We start from the raw sequence: 18,053 nt of genomic DNA, 5'->3' as shown, positions 1-18,053 counted from the left end.
GGCCTCTCTCGGCTGACGCAAGTACCGTCCAGCGGCGACAATGGGCGGATGACCGAATCCTGCAACATCGCCGCTTCCCTGCCGCGGCTGGCGCGCGAGCAGCCCGACCGCGTCGCGATGCGCTGCCCGGGCCGTGATGGCCGCTATGCCACCGAACTCACCTATGCCCAACTGGATGCCCGCAGCGACGCCATCGCCGCCGGCCTGGGCCGCCACGGTATCGGCCGCGGCACCCGCACCGTGGTCATGGTCCGGCCCACGCCGGAGTTCTTCCTGCTGATGTTCGCCCTGTTCAAGGCCGGCGCGGTGCCGGTATTGGTGGATCCAGGCATCGACAAGCGCGCGCTGAAGCAATGCCTGGACGAGGCGGCGCCGGAAGCCTTCATCGGCATCCCGCTCGCCCAGCTCGCGCGCCTGCTGCTGGGCTGGGCGCGAAGCGCGCGCCGGATCGTCACCGTCGGCGCGCGCTGGGGCTGGGGCGGCACCACCCTGGCGCGGCTGGAACGCGCGGGGCAGGGCGCCGGTCCGCAATTGGCGGCGACCGCGCCCGACGACGTGGCCGGCATCCTGTTCACCAGCGGCTCGACCGGCGTGCCCAAGGGCGTGGTGTACCGCCATCGCCATTTCGTCGCCCAGATCGAACTGTTGCGCGAGGCCTTCGCGATGCAGCCCGGCGGCGTGGACCTGCCGACCTTCCCGCCGTTCGCGCTGTTCGACCCGGCGCTGGGCCTGACCTCGATCATCCCGGACATGGATCCGACCCGGCCGGCCAATGCCGATCCGGAAAAACTGCACGCGGCGATCGCGCGGTTCGGCGTGACCCAGCTGTTCGGTTCGCCGGCGTTGATGAAGGTGCTCACCGACCATGGCCAGCCCTTGCCGACGGTGCGCCGGGTGACCTCCGCGGGCGCGCCGGTGCCGCCGGACACGGTCGCCCGGATGCGCGCGCTGCTGCCGGACGACGCGCAGTTCTGGACACCCTACGGCGCGACCGAGTGCCTGCCGGTGGCGGTCATCGAAGGCCGCGAACTGGAAGCCACGCGCGAGGCCACCGAGGCCGGCGCCGGCACCTGCGTGGGCCGGCCGGTGCCGCCCAACCAGGTGCGCATCATCGGCATCGACGATGGCGCCATCGCCGACTGGGGCGTGGTGCGGGTGTTGCCGGCCGGCGAAGTCGGCGAGATTACCGTCGCCGGGCCGACCGCCACCGACACCTATTTCAACCGCGAAGCCGCCACCCGGATCGCCAAGATCCGCGAGCGCCTGGACGGAGGCGGCGAACGCATCGTCCATCGCATGGGCGATGTCGGCTACTTCGATGGCGAGGGCCGGCTGTGGTTCTGCGGCCGCAAGACCCAACGCGTGGAAACCGCGCGGGGACCGCTCTATACCGAACAGGCCGAACCGATTTTCAACACCCTCCCGGACGTGCGCCGCACCGCGCTGGTCGGCGTGGGCGAACCGGGATGCCAGCGACCGGTGCTGTGTTTCGAACTGCTGCCGGAAGTCGCGGCGATGCGCCGCGACGCCGTGGCCGCCGATCTGCGCACGCTCGCGCAGCGCCATCCGCACACGGCGGGCATCGAGACCTTCCTCTGCCATCCGGGCTTCCCGGTGGACATCCGCCACAACGCCAAGATCGGCCGCGAGAAACTTGCGGTCTGGGCGACCCAGCAGCTGGAGCAGCGCGCATGAAGATCCTGGTCACCGGCGGCGGTGGATTCCTCGGCCAGGCCCTGTGCCGGGGGCTGGTCGAACGCGGCCACCACGTCATCAGCTTCAACCGCGGCCACTATCCCGCACTGGCCGCGCTGGGCGTGGGCCAGGTGCAGGGCGATCTGGCCGATGCGCACGCGGTGATGCACGCGGCCGCGGGCGTCGACGCGATCTTCCACAACGCCGCCAAGGCCGGTGCCTGGGGCGCCTATCGGCTCTATCACCAGGCCAACGTGGTCGGCACCGAGAACGTGCTGGCCGCCTGCCGCCAGCATGGCATCGGCCGGCTGGTCTACACCTCCACACCCAGCGTGACCCATCGCGCCACCCATCCGGTCGAAGGCGGCACCGCCGACAGCGTGCCGTATGGCGAGGGCTTCAAGGCGCCCTACGCCACCACCAAGCTGATCGCCGAGAAAGCGGTGCTGGCCGCGAACGGTCCGGCCTTGGCGACGGTGGCGCTGCGCCCGCGGCTGATCTGGGGACCGGGCGATCAGCAGATCCTGCCGCGATTGGTGGAACGCGCGAAATCCGGCCGCCTGCGCATCGTCGGCGACGGCAGCAACCGGGTGGACACCACCTACATCGACAACGCCGCGCAGGCGCACTTCGACGCCTTCGAACATCTGGCGCCCGGCGCGCGCTGTGCCGGCAAGGCCTACTTCATTTCCAACGGCGAGCCCAAGCCGATGGGGGAGCTGCTCAACACCCTCCTGGCCGCGGCCGGTGCGCCGGGCGTGGACAGGCACCTGTCGTTCAAGGCCGCCTACCGCATCGGCGCGGTCTGCGAGGCGCTGTGGACGATGCTGCCGCTGAAAGGCGAACCGCCGATGACCCGTTTCCTGGCCGAGCAGCTCAGCACCACCCACTGGTACGACATGACGCCCGCGCGCGAGGACTTCGGCTATGTGCCGAGGGTGTCCTTTAACGAGGGCATCACCCGGCTGAAGTCATCACTCCGCGACAACACCGTCGTCACTTCTCCGTGACTCTCGGGATTCCAGCATGGACGTGCGCCGAATGGAGCGCGCCCGTGTTTCAGGAGATCCCATGCTGCGCTATGCCGTCATCTTTTTCGTTATCGCCCTGATTGCGGCGGTGCTGGGTTTCAGCGGTATCGCCGGCGCTGCCAGCAATATCGCCTGGATCCTGTTCGTCGTCTTCCTGATCCTGGCCATCATTTCCCTGTTCCGCGGTCGCAGCGTGTAGCACGCCGGCCAAGCGCGCGGCCGGGCGCGGGCGTATGGGTAGAATGGCGGCATGTCCGCCTCGCCCTTCGACCTGCTCAAGCCCTTCGCCGGCCGCGCGCTGGAAGCCGCGCTCAATCGCGCGCTGGCCCTGGATCCCGACACCCGCGCCGGCCTGGCGCCACTGGAGGGCCGGCGCGTGGCGCTGGCACTGGAGTCGCCCGCGGTTGCGATGGAAATCCGGGTGGGCGGCGGCGAGTTGCAGGTCGGCCCGGTCCATGAGGTACACGAGCCCGATCTGGCCGTGCGCGCCACCCTCGGCGGCATCCTGTCGCAGCTGCCGTTCCTGCGCCGCGACAACGCCGCGCCGGTGGGGCGCATGCGCATTTCCGGCGATGCCGACCTGGCGCGCCGCCTGCAGACGCTGGCCGAACGTTTCGACCCGGACTGGCAGCAGCCCTTCACCGCCGCGTTCGGCGACATCCTGGGCGTGCAGATCGCCGACGCCCTTCGCGCCGGGTTGCGCCAGACGCGCACCGCCGCGCGTGGCTTCGCCGAGAACACCGCCGAGTACCTTACCGAGGAATCGCGCGATGTGGTCGCGCGCGCGGAACTGAATGCCTTCCACGACGATGTCGATGCGCTGCGCGACGACGTCGAGCGGCTGGCCGCGCGCGTGCAGCGGCTGGCGGCCCGGCGCGGGGGCGCCGCATGAAGCCGGTGCTGCGCGCCAGCAAGATTGGCCGGGTACTGCTGCGCTATCGACTCGATGACCTGCTCGACGACACCCCGGCCGAGCGCTGGCTGAAACTGGCGCGACCGTTCGTGCCGCGCGCCTCGGCCGAGATCGCCGCGCAGCCGCGCGGCGCGCGCCTGCGGTTGGCGCTGCAGGAACTGGGGCCAATTTTCGTCAAGTTCGGCCAGATCCTGTCCACCCGCCGCGATCTGGTGCCACCGGACGTGGCCGAGGAGCTGTCGCTGCTGCAGGACCGGGTCAAGCCCTTCGATGGGGACGCCGCACGCGCCATCGTCGAACAGGCGCTGGGCCGGCCGATCGGCGAGGCCTTCGCCCAGTTCGACACCTCGCCGCTGGCGTCGGCCTCGATCGCCCAGGTGCACGCCGCGACCTTGCCGGAGGGGCGCGAAGTCGTGGTCAAGGTGCTGCGTCCGGACATCGAGAAGCAGATCGCCGCCGATATCTCCCTGCTGAAATCGGTCGCCGCGCTGGTCGAGCGCGCCCACCCGAGCGCCGACAAGATCCGCCCGCGCGAGATCGTCGCCGAGATCGAATCCACCCTGGCCGCCGAGCTGGATCTGCAGCGCGAGGGCGCCAACGCCAGCGTGATGCGGCGTTTCTGGAAGGACTCCGACGATCTGTACGTGCCGGAAATCCTCTGGACGCACACCAGCGAACGTGTGCTGACCATGGAGCGCGTGCACGGCATCCCGTCCGACGACGTGGCCGCACTCGACGCGGCCGGCGTGGATCGGCGCGCGCTGGCGGCCAAGGGCGTGCGGGTGTTCTACACCCAGGTGTTCCGCGACAACTTCTTCCACGCCGACGCGCATGCCGGCAACATCTGGGTCGACAGCGATCCGGCGCGCCGCGCCAATCCGCGCTTCATCGCCCTGGACTTCGGCATCACCGGGCAGCTCTCGCCGGAAGACCAGTACTACCTGGCCGAGAACTTCATGGCCATCTTCAACAAGGATTACCGGCGCATCGCCGAGCTGCACGTCGAGGCCGGCTGGATGCCGGCGACCGTGCGCATCGACGAGCTGGAAGCGGCCGCGCGCGCGGTGTGCGAGCCCTACTTCACCCGTCCGCTGTCGGAGATCTCGCTGGCGGAAGTGCTACTCAAGTTGTTCCGCACCGCGCAGAAATACGAGCTGACCCTGCAGCCGCAGCTGATCCTGCTGCAGAAGACCCTGCTCAACATCGAGGGGGTCGGCCGCCAGCTGGATCCGCGCCTGGACATCTGGGCGGTCGCGCGGCCGGTGCTGGAGAAGATCCTGCTGGAGCGCTACAGCCCGCAGCGCGCGGTGCAGGAGTTCCGCAAGCGCCTGCCGGAAATCATGACCCACGCGCCGGACATGCCTCGACTGGTGCACGCCTGGTTGACCCAGCAGGTCGAGGGCAAGCACGAACTGGCGATGCGCTCGCGCGATCTGGCCGATCTGGCGACGACGCTGCGTGGCATGCAGCGCCGGATCGTCGCCGCGATCCTGGGCGTGGGCCTGCTGCTGGTGGCGGCGGTGCTGTACGGGCTGGAAGCGGGCGGCCCGCGTATCTTCTCGGTGCCGGCCTCGGCCTGGATCGCCGGCATCGGCGGCCTGTGGGCGCTGCTGGCGGCCTGGCCGCGCCGGTGACCGGAAACCGGCTCCCCTGTAGGAGCGACGTAAGTCGCGACCGGATGCCCGCCGCGCTTTCGCGACTCACGTCGCACCTACAACTGCTCCATGACGATCTTGGCAATCAGCGAGTGATGACCCGATGCGGAAACCGGTATTCCTGAAAGTATTGCTGGCGATGACGGTCCTGGCGCTTGGCGCCTGCACGCACGTACCGAAACAGGAACACAACCCGCTCGCGCATTGGGCGCCCTCGCCGAATCATGAAGCGCGCAGGCCGATCCTGATCGTCATCCACGCCACCGAGCAGAATTCGGTGGCCGAAAGCCTGGAGACCCTGCGGACGGAAAATTCCGGCGGGCCGGTGAGCGCGCACTACCTGATCGGCCGCGACGGCCGACGCTACCAACTGGTCGCCGACGAACTGCGCGCCTGGCACGCGGGGGGCGGCCGCTGGGGCACGATCACCGACGTCAACAACGTTTCCATCGGCATCGAGCTGGACAACGACGGGCACTCCGAGTTTCCCGCCGGGCAGATCGACAGTCTGATCGTGTTGCTGGAGGATCTGTGCAAGCGGCTGTACATCCCGCGCACCCAGATCGTCGCGCATGCCGATTTCGCGCCCACCCGCAAGCAGGATCCGGGCACGCGCTTCCCGTGGAAGCGGCTGGCCGAAGCCGGCTTCGGTCTCTGGCCGGCCGCCGATGCGCCACCGGCGCCGGCGGGATTCGATCCCTGGAACGCGCTGCGCCTGATCGGCTATCCACTGGACGATCGCGCCGCCACCGTGCGCGCTTTCCACCGCCGCTTCCGCGGCACCGAGACCGATCTGCTGGACGAGGAGGATCTGCGCATCCTGGCGTCGCTGGTGCGACAGTCCGCGGGCGAGTAGCCCATCGCGCGGAAGACGCCCGCTACCGCCCGGACAACCCGTAGGCGGCGGGCGAGCCGGCCTTGAAGGAAAGTCCCGGCTGCGCCACCAGCGCTTCATCGTCCAGTCGGAACACATGCACGCGCCGATCGATCATGCTCTCGGCGAACACCGTGCGCGAGTCGTCAAGGAATCCGACCCCTTGCGCCCAGCCGCCGAAGCCGGTTTCGGCCACGCGTCGCAGCCGGCCCGATTCGATGGCCAGCACCACCAGCCGGCTGTCCGGCGAATACAGCGGATGCGAGCGCGGAAGCGTGCTCATGTTCTGCAGGGCCGCGGCCGCATGACGACCATCGGGCGCGCAGGCCACGCCTTCCGGCGACATGCCGACGGAGGCCGTATCGATGACCCGCGGCAGCGCGCCGCGGGTGTCTATCAGGCTGACGGTATCGACGTCGCCGGTCACCTTGCCGTAATTCGCGACCACCGCCAGTCCGGTGTCGCCGCAGAACGACAGCGCGGTGGGGCCGACGCCGGCGCTCATCTCGTGGCGGAAGGGCAGGACCGGTCGGCCCTGCTCCACCACGAGCCAGGCGATTCGCTGACTGCCCGGCAAGCTCACCAGTGCATGCGTACCATCGGCGCTGAACGCTGTTGCGATCGGCGCGCTGCCTGCTTCGAAGCGGGCCACCTCGACGACTTCCCAGCGCTCGGCGCGTTTTTCCAGCACGCTGACACTGTCGGCGCCGGTATGCGGTACCCAGGCGTGGCGGCCATCCGGATGCAGGCTCACCGACGAGGGCGCCGCCGCCAGGGTAAGTGTCTGCGTGACGCGCATCGGCGTTGAAGCCAGATCGATTACCGCCATCTCGTGATTGGCGGTGAACGCGCCGGCGCGCCCGGGATCGGCGCGGGTGAAAGCGGTGACCAGCGCCTGCCGGCGATCCGCGCTGATCGCGATGCTGGACGGCGGCCCTTGGAAACTGATCGGCACCTCGACTTCGCCGAGCAGCCGCAGTTGTCCGTTGGCGGTGTCGTAGAACGCCGCGCGATCCGGTGCGGGCGTCCCGAGTATTTCCACCTCGCCATTGTTCATCCGCGCCTTGCCGTCCAGGGCGATGCCGAGCACCTGGGCATGCGCAGGCGCGACGGCGAGCAGGCAGGCCAGCAGGCACCCTGCGGCAGGTGCGACACGACCAGGCATGGAGGCGTTCCGGAAAAGGGGAGGCCGGAATCCTAAGCGCATTCGCCCCGGATGCGTGTTCAGCTGGCGGGTTTCATGAACACCGGCATGCCGGCACCAACGGGGTGGCGGCGACTTAAAGCCCTTTTAATGCCGCCGGCGCAGGATGCGCCGCGACGCAATGCAGCCCCCACCCGGAGGAATCCCGTGAACCTGTTCCCCGCTCTCGTGCCACGCAGTCGCGTATCGCCACCCACCTTTCCCGCCATGGCCGGGTACGCCGTCACCCGGGTTTCCCGCCGCGATATCGAGGTCCTGATGGCGTTGTGCGATCTACAGCACGACCAGGGCCGGTATCCGGCGACGGAAGGCCGGGAGGCATCGGCGGGCCTGCTCGAATTGATGGAAGCCCTGTTCGATCCACCGCTGCGTGCCTGGGCCTGGGTCGCGCGCGACGGTGAGGCCGCGGTCGGCTATGCCGCCGCCACCGTCGGTTTCTCGCTGCTGGAACGCGGCTATTACCTGCGACTGGAATCGCTGTACGTGGATCCGGCGCATCGCGGCCGCGACGTGGAAACGCGCCTGCTCGCGTCGGCAAGCGAGACGGCGTCGCAACTGGGATGTTTCGCGGTGCAGTGGCAGCAGGGCACGTACCTGCCGCCGCTGCAGATCAGCGGTGCCAGCATTGGCGATGGCCGCAGCGGCACGCTCCGCCTGTCCATCCCGACCGCATCATGAGCCGCGGGCGCCGCCGTTCCTCCCCCCGGCGGCGCCCCGGCCGGCGCGTCGCCGCCTTCTTCCTGTTCCTGATCGCCGGAATGCTCTACATGTCCCTGTCCGCTTGCAGCACCGTTCCCTATCCGCAGTCGCCGCAGTATGGCGAGCGCGCATTCCGCAATCCGGTCGAACCCCGCCAGCCGGCCACGCGGGAAATTCCCGGCTTGTGGTGGCGTTTCATGTTCGGAAAATCCGAGCGTACCGTGCCGCCCGCCGCGCTGCCGGTCCGGAAAATCACCCGCGCGGAACTGGACGCGGCCGCGGACGGCACGCTCTATCGCATTGGCCATTCGACCATCCTGCTGAAGCTTGAAGGCGGCTACTGGATCACCGACCCGGTGTTCTCCGAGCGTGCCTCGCCGGTGCAATGGGCCGGTCCCAAGCGTTTCCACGCGCCGGCGATCGCGCTGTCCGAGCTTCCGCCCATCGCCGGCGTCATCCTGTCGCATGATCACTACGATCACCTGGACAAGGCGACGATCCGGGCCCTTGCCGGGCGCGCCGAACGCTTCATCACCCCGCTGGGCGTAGGCGATCTTCTGGCGCGCTGGGGCGTGCCGAAGGATCGGATCACCCAACTGGACTGGTGGCAGTCGGTGCGGGTGGGTGGCCTGCACCTGACCGCCACCCCCGCACAGCATTTCTCCGGACGCGCGCCGTTCCAGCGCAATCCCACCCTGTGGTCATCCTGGGTCATCGAGACCCCGCACCAGAAAATCTTCTTCAGCGGCGACACGGGCTACTTCCCCGGCTTTCGCGAAATCGGTGAGCGGCTGGGGCCGTTCGATCTGACCCTGCTCGAATGCGGCGCCTATGACCCGCTGTGGGAAGGCGTGCACATGCTGCCGGAGCAGAGCGTGCAGGCCCACCTGGATCTGCGTGGGCGCTGGATGATGCCAATCCACAACGGCACCTTCGATCTGGCCTTCCACGACTGGAACGCGCCCATGGAAGCGGTCAGCGCGATCGCCGCCGAGCGCGGCGTGGCCCTGAGCACGCCGATGATCGGGCAGGCGGTTGCGCTGGACGCGCCGCAGGCGTTCACGCCGTGGTGGCGCCTGCCGCGTTGAGTGCGGGCGTCAGCGTTCCGGATCCGGGAACCGCACGCGAATCGACAGGCCGCGTCCATCCAGCCCGTCATCCAGGGTGACTTCCGCGCCATAAGACTGGGCGATGCGCCGGACCAGAGACAGGCCGATGCCGCTGCCGCGTTCGCCATTGCCGTTGCTGCCGCGGAAGAACCGATCGAAGATCTGCGCGCGTTCTTCCCGCGGGACGCCGGGGCCGTTGTCGGTGACGGTCAACTCCACGCCCGCGCCATCCGCGCCGCGGCCACAGGCCACCACCACCCGGCCGCCTTCGCCGCTGTAGCGGATGGCGTTGTCGATCAGGTTGCGCACCAGCACGCCCAGATCGTCGAGATCGCCGGACACCGGCGCGACCGCGGTGTTGAGCACGATGGTCTGCTGCCGGCGCGAAGCCATGATCTCGAACTCGCGCACCACCATCGTCACCACGTCGGCGAGTTCGACCGTCGCGTGGTCATGGCGACGCTGCGAGGCGTCGAGGCGGGCCGAGTCGAGCAGCTGCTGCGCCAGCCGCGACGTGCGTTCGATGCCGTGGGCGAGCTGGCCCAGCGCCTGCCGGGCGTCGGCCTCGCTGCCGGCGCGCAGCGCGACCTGGGTCTGGGTCTGCAACGCCGCCAGCGGCGTGCGCAGTTCATGCGCGGCGTCGGCCAGGAATTGGCGCTCGCCGTGCATCGCGTCGGCCAGCCGGGACAGCAGGCCATTGAAGGATTGCACCAGCGGCTGGATCTCGCGCGGGATGCCGGCGGTGGGCAGCGGAGCCAAATCCAGCGCATCACGCTGCGACATCAGATTGCGCAGGCGATTCACCGGGCGCAGGCTCCAGCCGATCGCCGCCCAGATTGCCAGCGCCAGCCCCACCATCAGCGCCACCGCCGACAGCAGGGTGATCTTCACCCACCAGGCCACCTCGGCCCGCAATTGCTTGCGCGACATGCCGACCTGCACCTGCACGCGACCGCTGGCGTCGGTGACCGCGTAGACGCGCCAGTCGTCGCCGGCGGTGCGGGTGTTGGCCAGTCCGGTCCGGAAACTGGGCTGCAGCGGGGTCTTCGGCGCGCCGTTGGACGACACGATGCTCTCGCGACGCTGCAGGCTCCAGACCTGGAAGCGGATCTTGTCGAACTTGTAGTTGGGCTGGGCGGGCAGATCCGCCGGCAGTTGCAGGCGCGAACGGCCACCGACGGTATCGACGTCGCTCGGCATCGACATCAGGATCTGCTGGCCGACCTCGCGCAGCGACTGGTCCCAGTGCCCGTTCTGCTGCCGCGAGACCTGCACGTACTGGCAACCCAGCCAGATCAGCCAGCCGATCAGGCTGACGCCCATCAGCGTGGCCAGCAGCTTGCCCTTGAGCGAATGGTGGCGCCTCATCCTCACTCCACCTCGCCGACGCGGTAGCCGAATCCGTGCACCGTGGTGATGAAGTCGTCGCCGAGCTTGCGTCGCAACTGGTGGATGTAGACGGCGATGGTGTTGCTCTCGATGGTGCCGTCGCCGCCATAGACCAGCGACTCCAGCGCGTCGCGCGCGACCACCCGGCCCTGGCGTTCCATCAGCGCCATCAGCGTGCGGTACTCGTGCACGCCCAGTTTCACCGCCTGGCCGCCGCGGGTGACCGCGCGGGCCGCCGGATCCAGGACCACGTCGCGGTAGGACAGCACCGGCGCCACCCGGCCCTGGCTGCGCCGCACCACCGCGCGCAGGCGCGCGCACAGCTCGTCGGTCTGGAATGGCTTGACGATGTAGTCGTCGGCGCCGGCGTCCAGGCCGCGCACGCGATCGCTGAGCTGGTCGCGGGCGGTGACGATGAGCACCGGGGTGGTGTCGTAGCGCTGGCGCAACGCGTTCAGGACATCCAGGCCGGATCCGCGCGGCAGGCCCAGGTCCAGCAGGACCGCGGCGAAGGCGTGGTCGATCAGCGCGGTCTTGGCGGCGCCGGCATCCTCGGCGCGGGCCACCTCCCAGCCGTCCTGGCGCAGGGCCGCGGCCACGGCATCGCCGAGCATGCGGTCGTCTTCCACCAGCAGGATCGGGGTCACGGCGAGGTTCCGGAAAAACAGGGGAACCGATGGTAAACCGCGCGCTTTAAAGCCGTCTTAATCCGCCCACGGCAGAACGGGTGGGGAGGGACCCCGGCGGGGTCCCGTCCGTCCCGCCTTCCGGTCCTACTGGACGGATTGTGTCGCGGTCGCCTTTGCGAAGTCGCCGGCTAGGTACACGCTCAGCGTCTCCGGCTTGAAGTGCTTGCGGATGGCGGCATTGACCTGTTCCCGGGTCAGCGCGCCGTAGGCGGCGTCCAGGTCGGCGGTGAACTGCATGGTGCGGCCGTAGTACGCCTGATCGGACAGCATGCCGGCGACGGCACCGTCTTCGGCACGACCCTGGCGCCGCTCGGTCAGCGTGCCGGAGACGGCATCGCGCAGTTCCTCTTCGGTGATGCCGTCGTGGACCAGCCGCGCCAGTTCCTCGCGGATGGCGGCTTCCACCCTGGCCATGTTTTCCGGCGCGGCGATGGCTTGGATGTTGAAGCTGCCGTTGTCGTCGGTGCCTTCGCGGCTGTCATCGGCGCGTACCGCACTGGATACGCCGTAGCTCAGGCCTTCCTTCTGGCGGATGCGGTCCCCGAGGCGCGATTTGAGCGCGCCGCCGCCGAAGATGCGGTTGGCGATCAGCATCGCCGGATAGTCGGGATCGGTGACCTTGAGCGACAGGTTGCTGCGTGCGAGCAAGACCGCGTTGGGTTTGTCCGGCGTGGACAGGCGTTGGTGGGTCGCGGCGACCGGGGTGTAGCGGGTGTTGATCGGCGCGTACGGATGCGGTGAGTTCCAGCTCGCGAACAGGGATTCCAGTTGCGCGCGCACCGCCACCGGATCGAAGTCGCCGACCACGGCGATTTCACCCTCGGCGGTGCCGTAGAAGTCGCGATGGAACGCCGCCAGATCCTCGCGCTTGAGCGCCTTCACCGCGGCGATCGCCTCGTCCAGGGTATCGATGTGCAGCGGATGGCCTTTCGGCCAGGGATCGAAATGATGCGCCAGCGCCTGGCCGGCGACCGCGCCGGGTTCCTTGCGCGAGGCCTCCATACCGGTGAGGGCCTGCAGGCGCAGTTGTTCGAATTCGCTTTCCGGGAAAGCCGGATGGCGCAGGATGTCCGCCGCCAGTGCCAGCGCGTCGGCCAATTGCGCGCGCCGGCTCAGCAGGGAAATCCCGGCGCCCTGCAGGCCGCCACTGACGCTGGCCTGGGTCTTCAGGGCTTCGAAGCGCTGGTCGATCTGTTCCCGGCTCAGCGTGGTGCTGCCGCGCATGAGCATGGCGCCGGCCAAGCCGGAGGCGTCCTGCCGGCCGGTCAGCGAAGCGACGTCGCCGAACCGGAAGTTGGCGTCCACCACCACCGTCTCGCCGCGGGTCTTGCGCGGCAGCAGCGCCACCCGCAGGCCGTTGCCGAGGGTGAAGCGCTGGGTGCGCGCTTCCAGGTTCCGTGGCGTGGGATCGAACTGTTCGCCGGCCGATACGGCGGCGCGTCCGACGTAGCCGTCCACCAGCTTGGCGATCTCCGGACGCGGGGTGATGGTGACGCGATCCGGCGGGTCGGTGGGAATGAAGCGGCCGAGCGTGCGGTTGCTGGTCTTCAGGTACTCGGCGGCCACCCGGTTGACGTCGGCGGCGGTGACCTTGGCAATCGCGTCGCGGGTGATGAACAGCAGCCGCCAGTCGCCGGCGGCCAGGAATTCCGACAGCCCCATGCCGACCGCGTTGACGTCGGTGAAATAAAGTTCATAGGCGTTGGCGATGCGCTGCTTGGCTTCCTCGACTTCCGCCTCGGTCACCGGCTTGCGGGCCACGCCCTCGACCTGGGCCAGCAGTTCCTGCTCGGCCTTGGCCGCGTCACCGTCCTTCGGCAGCACCGCCAGCGCGGTGAACAGGCCCGGATCGCGCAGCGATTCGCTGCCGGCGCCGCTGCCGGCGGCGATGTGCGGCTGCACCAGTGTCTTGTGCAGGCGGCCGCCCGGTGTATGTCCCAGCACGTTGCCCAGCACGCTCAACGCCGGGCTGTCCGGGTGGCCTGCGGCGGGAATGTGATAAGCCGCGGCGACGATGCGCACGTCGCCGGCCCGGCGCACGTCGACCTGGCGTTCACCGTCCTGCGCGGGCTCGGCGGTATGGAAGGCGGGTAGCGCGCGGGCGGGTTTCTTGAGCGGACCGAAATGGGTGGCGACCCGGGCCAGCGTCGCCGCCGGATCGATGCGGCCGGCGATGATCAGGGTGGCGTTGTCCGGCTGGTACCAGGTGCGATAGAAGCCCTGCAGGCGTTCAATCGGCACGCCTTCGACGTCCGAACGCGCGCCGATCGTGCTGTTGCCGTAGTTGTGCCACAGGAACGCGGTCGAGCGGATGCGCTGGAACAGCACGCCGCCGGGATTGTTCTCGCCGGCTTCCAGTTCGTTGCGGACCACGGTCATCTCACTGTCCAGATCCTTGCGCGCAACGTTGGAATGCACCATGCGATCGGCTTCCAGCGCCAGCACCCAGTCGAGGGTGGCGTCATCGGCGGGAAAGGATGCGAAGTAGTTGGTGCGATCCAGTCCGGTGGTCGCGTTGAACTGGATGCCGCGCTTCTTCATCTCGCCGCTGATGTCGGCGTGAGTCGGCGTGCCCTTGAACAGCAGGTGTTCCAGCAGGTGCGCCATGCCGGTTTCGCCATAGTTCTCGTGGACCGAACCGACGCCGTAGACCAGGTTCACCGTCACCGTGGGCTTGCTCGCATCCGGGAACAGCAGGATCCGCAGGCCGTTGCCCAGCCGGTACTCGCTGATGCCTTCGACGCTGGGGCCGGCGACCACGCCGCGGGGCAACGCGGTATCCGCGAAGGAAGCCGGCGCCATGCCGAGGCTTAGCGTCAATGCCAGGCCCAATGCGAGAATAAGGCGGCGTGGTTGCATGCAGGACTCCCTGTAAACGGCAACCCGCAGTGTCGCAGATTTGCGGGAACTGGACGTTACATGAGCGATAGTGAGAGCGGTAACGACATTGGCGTGCTGTACCAGGACGTGGATCTGGCGGTCATCGACAAGCCGGCCGGCCTGATGGTCCACGACAGCAAGCTGGCGCGCGGGGAAACCGAATTCCTCGCCGATCGCCTGCGCGAGCGCTTCGGCAAGCCGATCTTCCTGATCCACCGGCTGGACCGTGGCACCAGCGGCTGCCTGCTGGTGGCGTTCGATCGCGATATCGCCTCGGCGCTGGGACGGACGTTCATGTCACGCGAAGTGGAAAAGGACTATCTGGCGATCTGCCGGGGCTGGCCGGAGCCGCATATCGATCTCGACTATCCATTGGATGGCGGACCCGGCAAGCCGGAAAAGAAACCGGCACTGACCCGCTTCACCTGCCTGGCGACAGGGGAACTGGCGATGCCATCGGCGGGATTCGACACATCCCGCTACGCGCTGCTGCGCTGTCGCCCGGAAACCGGGCGCTTCCGCCAGATTCGCCGTCACCTCAAGCATTTGTCCCATCATCTGATCGGTGACAGCAGCCACGGCGACGGCCGCCACAACCGCAACTTCCGCATGCATGGCGTGCATCGCATGCTGCTGCACGCGGTGCGGCTGTCGTTCCTGCATCCGGTCAGTGGCGCGCGGATCGACGCCATCGCGCCGCTGGACGCCGAATTGCGTCGCGCCTTCGCGCTGTTCGGCTGGGACGAATCACTGCGCTGACCGGTCCCTTCAGCCGAGCAAGCTCGGCTCTAACCGGGATGTAGAGCCGAGCTTGCTCCGCTGCTGTTCCGTCAGGCGATCTTCAGCGCCGCCATCGCGATCAGCGCCAGCGCGCTGGCGAATCCGACCACCCATACCAGGCTGCGCAGGGCGGCCTGGTTGGCGATGTAGAACACGCCATGCAGTACACGCGCTACGGTGAATACGATCGCCAGCAAGTTGATGGTGGTGGGATCAATGCCGGCCAGTTGCGCCATCAGCACGCCGGCGACGAAGGCCGGGAAGGATTCGAAGCCATTGAGGTGCGCGGCATGGGCGCGATGCGAACGCGGATTGTCCTGCCTGGCCTGCCATTCCCGCGGCGCACGGTTGTTGTAGCGCTCGCCCGAACGCTTGGCGATGGTGACCCACAGGTAGGGCAGCAGGGCGGCGATCAGGATGCACCAGTAAGCGATGGACATGGATTCCTCCTTGGATTGCCGCATAGCCTAGCCGAAGCCCGCCGCGAAGCCGGCGTCCGGCCCGGGTCCGTCCGGCCACAAACAGCAACGGCGCCCGCAGGCGCCGTTGCCGTCATGCCACCGCGGTTTACTTCGCCGCCGGCTGCATCATCTTGTCGCGAGCCGCCTTGAACGGATTGCCCGGATACCAGTTCGGCCACTTGTCGCCGCCGGCGATGTCCTTGCCGACGCCGTACAGCGCTTCCAGATCCTGCACCGTGCCGTCCAGCTTCCAGGTTTCCGGATAGTACTGATCGCTCGGCGAATGGTAGTGCTTCGCGTAGTCCTCGGCCGCCTTCTTGCCGGCCTCGATACCGCCCTCGACCAGATCCTCGCCGCCGTCGGCATACAGCGCCGGCACGCCGGCCTTGGCGAAGTTGAAGTGATCCGATCGGAAGTAGAAACCGCTCTGCACCGAGGTCTCGCCGTGCAGGGTGCGGCCCTGCGCGGTGGCGATCGGCTTGAGCACGTCCTCCAATTCGGAACTGCCGAAGCCGACCACGGTGATGTCCTTGGCCTTGCCGGCCACCGACATTGCATCGATGTTGATCACCGCCGCGATCTTGTCCAGCGGGAAGGTCGGATGGGCGACGTAGTACTTGGAGCCGAGCAGGCCGGATTCCTCCAGGGTCACCGCCAGGAACACCAGCGAGCGCTTCGGCTTGGGATCCTGGTGGGCGAAGGCGTCGGCGATTTCCAGGATGCCGGCCACGCCGGTGGCGTTGTCGATCGCGCCGTTGTAGATGTTGTCGCCGGTCTCGCCTTCATGCTTGCCCAGGTGATCCCAGTGCGCCATGTACAGCACCGCCTCATCCTTGCGATCGGTGCCCGGCAGCACGCCGATCACGTTGCGCGAATTCTTTTCGCTGATGCTGCTCTTCAGATCGACGGAGGCCTTGGTTTTCAGCGAGACCGGCTTGAAGCCGCGCTGGTTGGCGGCCTTGTACGAGGCATCCAGATCCAGGCCGGCGTCGGCGAACAGCTGGCGGGCGGCGTCGGCGGTCAGCCAGCCCTGCACCGGGATGCGGCGCTCGGGATCGTCCTTGGCAGGCAGGTCGTACTGCGCACCGGACCATGAATTCTTCACCACGTCCCAGCCGTAGCTGGCGCCGGGGGTGTCGTGGACGATGAACGCAGCGGCAGCACCCTTGCGCGCGGCTTCCTCGAATTTGTAGGTCCAGCGCCCGTAGTAGGTCATGCGCTTGCCTTCGAACAGCTTCTCGTCGCCGGTGTGGAAGCCGGGATCGTTGACGAACATGACGACCGTCTTGCCCTTCCAGTCCTGGCCGGCGTAGTCGTTCCACTGCTGTTCCGGCGCGTCCACGCCGTAGCCGACGAACACCATCTCGCTGGCGTCGACCTTCACCTCCTTCTCGCCGGTACGGGTGCCGGCGACGAAATCCACGCCGAACTTCAGCTCGCGCGTCTTGCCGTTGCTTTCCAGCTTCAGCACGGTGCCCTCGTCGGCGGTGGTCTCCACCATCGGCACGTCCTGGAAGAAGCTGCCGTTGTTGCCCGGCTGCAGGCCGATGCGCTTCATCTGCGCTTCCAGGTAGGCGACGGTTTTTTCTTCGCCGGTGGAACCGGGGCCACGTCCCTCGAACTCGTCGGAGGACAGGGTTTTCACCAGTTGGGCGAAGTCGGCCTCGTTGATGGCCGGGGCAAAGGCGTGATCCGCGGGTGCAGGCGCGGCGGGCACGGTGGCGGCCGGTGCTTCGGCGTCAGGCTTCTTGCACGCGGCGAGCAGGGTGGTGGCGGCCAGCACGGCCGCCGCCAGAGGGAGCTTGCGGGACATCGGGATTCCTCAAATCCAGGAATCCCGAGTGTATGCGATCGTCCCGCGCGATGTGCCCGGCGCTCAGTCGGCCGGCGCGGTCGGCGTGTCGAACGGGCGGGCGGTGGCGCCGGTGACCGGGCCAACCTTGGCCGTACGGTGGACGTACAGGACCACTTCGCGCTCGAACACCAGCGGACCGTCGACGGTGGCATTGGGGCCGATCACGATGCGGGGCGGACGCTTGCGCTCGATGTTGAAGTTGCCCTTGGGCTTTTCGACCTTCAGCCCGCCGCGCACGTGCGAATCCACACCCACGGTGACGTCGCCATTGACCGTCTCGACGCTGCCGCCGACTTCGGTGGCGACCAGGCCGATCGCGCCGTTGACGGTGGACACGCCCTCGCGCACGCGGCTGCCGCGATCCAGGAAGATCGGACCGTTGACGGTTTCCACGTCGCCATCGACCTGCACCTTGCTGCCGGCTCGGATACCGCCGTTGACCGTTTCCATGCCGGCGGTGCGGGCGCCGTCGCCGATCTTGAGCGAGCCGTTGACGGCTTCGACCGAGCCCGTCGTGGCATTGTCCTCGACGGTGATGGAGCCGTTGACGGTGCTCAGGTCGCCGACGGTCTGGCCGGCCTGGGCGGTGATGGAGCCGTTGACCTTGGAGACGTCATTGCCGGCGAAGGCGGGCGTGGCGGCCAATGCCAGGGTCAGCAGCAGGGCAGGGGAAGTACGGGTCATGGTGAAGTCCTGTTCGTCGAAAGTACGGGTTTGGATGCCGGGGCCGCCAAAAAGGTTTAACCGGGCCTGGCGACGGGACCGCCCGCCGCCTTCAGGGTAACGCCGCCATCGCAGCACGCTTCGCTACAATCTTCA

The 18,053-nt window shown here is 68.3% G+C and carries 16 protein-coding genes; 9 read left to right on the top strand and 7 right to left on the bottom strand.

Annotated features, from left to right (window positions below; all coding sequences use genetic code 11):
- The first annotated feature begins 48 nt into the window (after nucleotides 1-48).
- The 6 genes from oleC (at nucleotide 49) to FG323_RS10785 (ending at nucleotide 6,150) form a co-directional block, all read left to right on the top strand.
- Nucleotides 49-1,695 carry an olefin beta-lactone synthetase gene (oleC, locus tag FG323_RS10810; RefSeq protein WP_141454539.1) on the top strand — a complete coding sequence of 549 codons (1,647 nt, stop codon included), beginning with the start codon at nucleotides 49-51 and terminating at the stop codon, nucleotides 1,693-1,695.
- Entirely contained in the window at nucleotides 1,692-2,705 is a 1,014-nt protein-coding gene (gene oleD, locus FG323_RS10805) for a 2-alkyl-3-oxoalkanoate reductase (RefSeq protein ID WP_141454538.1), read from the top strand. Before oleC ends, oleD begins: the two co-directional genes overlap by 4 nt.
- 61 nt (nucleotides 2,706-2,766) lie before the next feature.
- A complete protein-coding gene (locus tag FG323_RS10800; protein ID WP_141454537.1) occupies nucleotides 2,767-2,925 on the top strand; it encodes a DUF1328 domain-containing protein in 159 nt (52 codons plus the stop codon).
- Between the two features lie 51 nt (nucleotides 2,926-2,976).
- Nucleotides 2,977-3,618: an SCP2 sterol-binding domain-containing protein gene (locus tag FG323_RS10795; RefSeq protein ID WP_141454536.1), complete on the top strand. Its 642-nt coding sequence runs from the start codon at nucleotides 2,977-2,979 to the stop codon at nucleotides 3,616-3,618.
- Entirely contained in the window at nucleotides 3,615-5,273 is a 1,659-nt protein-coding gene (gene ubiB / locus FG323_RS10790) for a ubiquinone biosynthesis regulatory protein kinase UbiB (protein ID WP_141454535.1), read from the top strand. Before FG323_RS10795 ends, ubiB begins: the two co-directional genes overlap by 4 nt.
- A 124-nt stretch (nucleotides 5,274-5,397) precedes the next feature.
- Nucleotides 5,398-6,150, top strand: a complete 753-nt coding sequence (locus FG323_RS10785; RefSeq protein WP_141454534.1) for an N-acetylmuramoyl-L-alanine amidase — start codon at nucleotides 5,398-5,400, stop codon at nucleotides 6,148-6,150.
- A 22-nt stretch (nucleotides 6,151-6,172) separates the two neighbouring features.
- Here FG323_RS10785 and FG323_RS10780 read toward each other — a convergent pair whose 3' ends face one another.
- Nucleotides 6,173-7,333: a lactonase family protein gene (locus tag FG323_RS10780; protein ID WP_141454533.1), complete on the bottom strand. Its 1,161-nt coding sequence runs from the start codon at nucleotides 7,331-7,333 to the stop codon at nucleotides 6,173-6,175.
- 186 nt (nucleotides 7,334-7,519) lie between these two features.
- On the opposite strand from FG323_RS10780, the gene FG323_RS10775 reads away from it, so the two are divergent.
- Both FG323_RS10775 and FG323_RS10770 read left to right on the top strand, forming a co-directional pair.
- On the top strand, nucleotides 7,520-8,050 hold the full coding sequence (locus tag FG323_RS10775) for a GNAT family N-acetyltransferase (RefSeq protein WP_181444169.1): 531 nt from the start codon (nucleotides 7,520-7,522) through the stop codon (nucleotides 8,048-8,050).
- A gap of 89 nt (nucleotides 8,051-8,139) precedes the next feature.
- On the top strand, nucleotides 8,140-9,159 hold the full coding sequence (locus FG323_RS10770; protein ID WP_141454531.1) for an MBL fold metallo-hydrolase: 1,020 nt from the start codon (nucleotides 8,140-8,142) through the stop codon (nucleotides 9,157-9,159).
- A gap of 9 nt (nucleotides 9,160-9,168) precedes the next feature.
- Here FG323_RS10770 and FG323_RS10765 read toward each other — a convergent pair whose 3' ends face one another.
- From FG323_RS10765 to FG323_RS10755, 3 genes are all read right to left on the bottom strand, one after another.
- On the bottom strand, nucleotides 9,169-10,548 hold the full coding sequence (locus tag FG323_RS10765; RefSeq protein ID WP_141454530.1) for an ATP-binding protein: 1,380 nt from the start codon (nucleotides 10,546-10,548) through the stop codon (nucleotides 9,169-9,171).
- Nucleotides 10,549-10,550: 2 nt separating this feature from the next.
- Entirely contained in the window at nucleotides 10,551-11,216 is a 666-nt protein-coding gene (locus FG323_RS10760) for a response regulator transcription factor (RefSeq protein ID WP_141454529.1), read from the bottom strand.
- A gap of 126 nt (nucleotides 11,217-11,342) precedes the next feature.
- The gene (locus tag FG323_RS10755; protein ID WP_141454528.1) at nucleotides 11,343-14,117 is read right to left on the bottom strand and encodes a pitrilysin family protein; all 2,775 of its coding nucleotides are present in this window, start codon (nucleotides 14,115-14,117) and stop codon (nucleotides 11,343-11,345) included.
- A 60-nt stretch (nucleotides 14,118-14,177) separates the two neighbouring features.
- Here FG323_RS10755 and FG323_RS10750 point away from each other — a divergent pair, with 60 nt between their 5' ends.
- On the top strand, nucleotides 14,178-14,897 hold the full coding sequence (locus tag FG323_RS10750; protein WP_141454527.1) for a pseudouridine synthase: 720 nt from the start codon (nucleotides 14,178-14,180) through the stop codon (nucleotides 14,895-14,897).
- A gap of 71 nt (nucleotides 14,898-14,968) precedes the next feature.
- Here FG323_RS10750 and FG323_RS10745 read toward each other — a convergent pair whose 3' ends face one another.
- The 3 genes from FG323_RS10745 to FG323_RS10735 form a co-directional block, all read right to left on the bottom strand.
- A complete protein-coding gene (locus tag FG323_RS10745) occupies nucleotides 14,969-15,358 on the bottom strand; it encodes an MAPEG family protein (protein WP_141454526.1) in 390 nt (129 codons plus the stop codon).
- Between the two features lie 127 nt (nucleotides 15,359-15,485).
- Nucleotides 15,486-17,192: a M28 family metallopeptidase gene (locus FG323_RS10740; protein ID WP_141454525.1), complete on the bottom strand. Its 1,707-nt coding sequence runs from the start codon at nucleotides 17,190-17,192 to the stop codon at nucleotides 15,486-15,488.
- Nucleotides 17,193-17,255: 63 nt separating this feature from the next.
- Nucleotides 17,256-17,918, bottom strand: coding sequence for a hypothetical protein (locus FG323_RS10735; RefSeq protein WP_141454524.1), 663 nt, complete (start codon nucleotides 17,916-17,918; stop codon nucleotides 17,256-17,258).
- Nucleotides 17,919-18,053: the final 135 nt, after the last annotated feature.

Source organism: Pseudoxanthomonas sp. z9, from assembly GCF_006542425.1.
Classification (GTDB): Bacteria; Pseudomonadota; Gammaproteobacteria; order Xanthomonadales; family Xanthomonadaceae; genus Pseudoxanthomonas_A.
The sequence above is the reverse complement of the archived record's forward strand: the minus strand, read 5'-3'. Positions and strand labels throughout refer to the sequence as shown.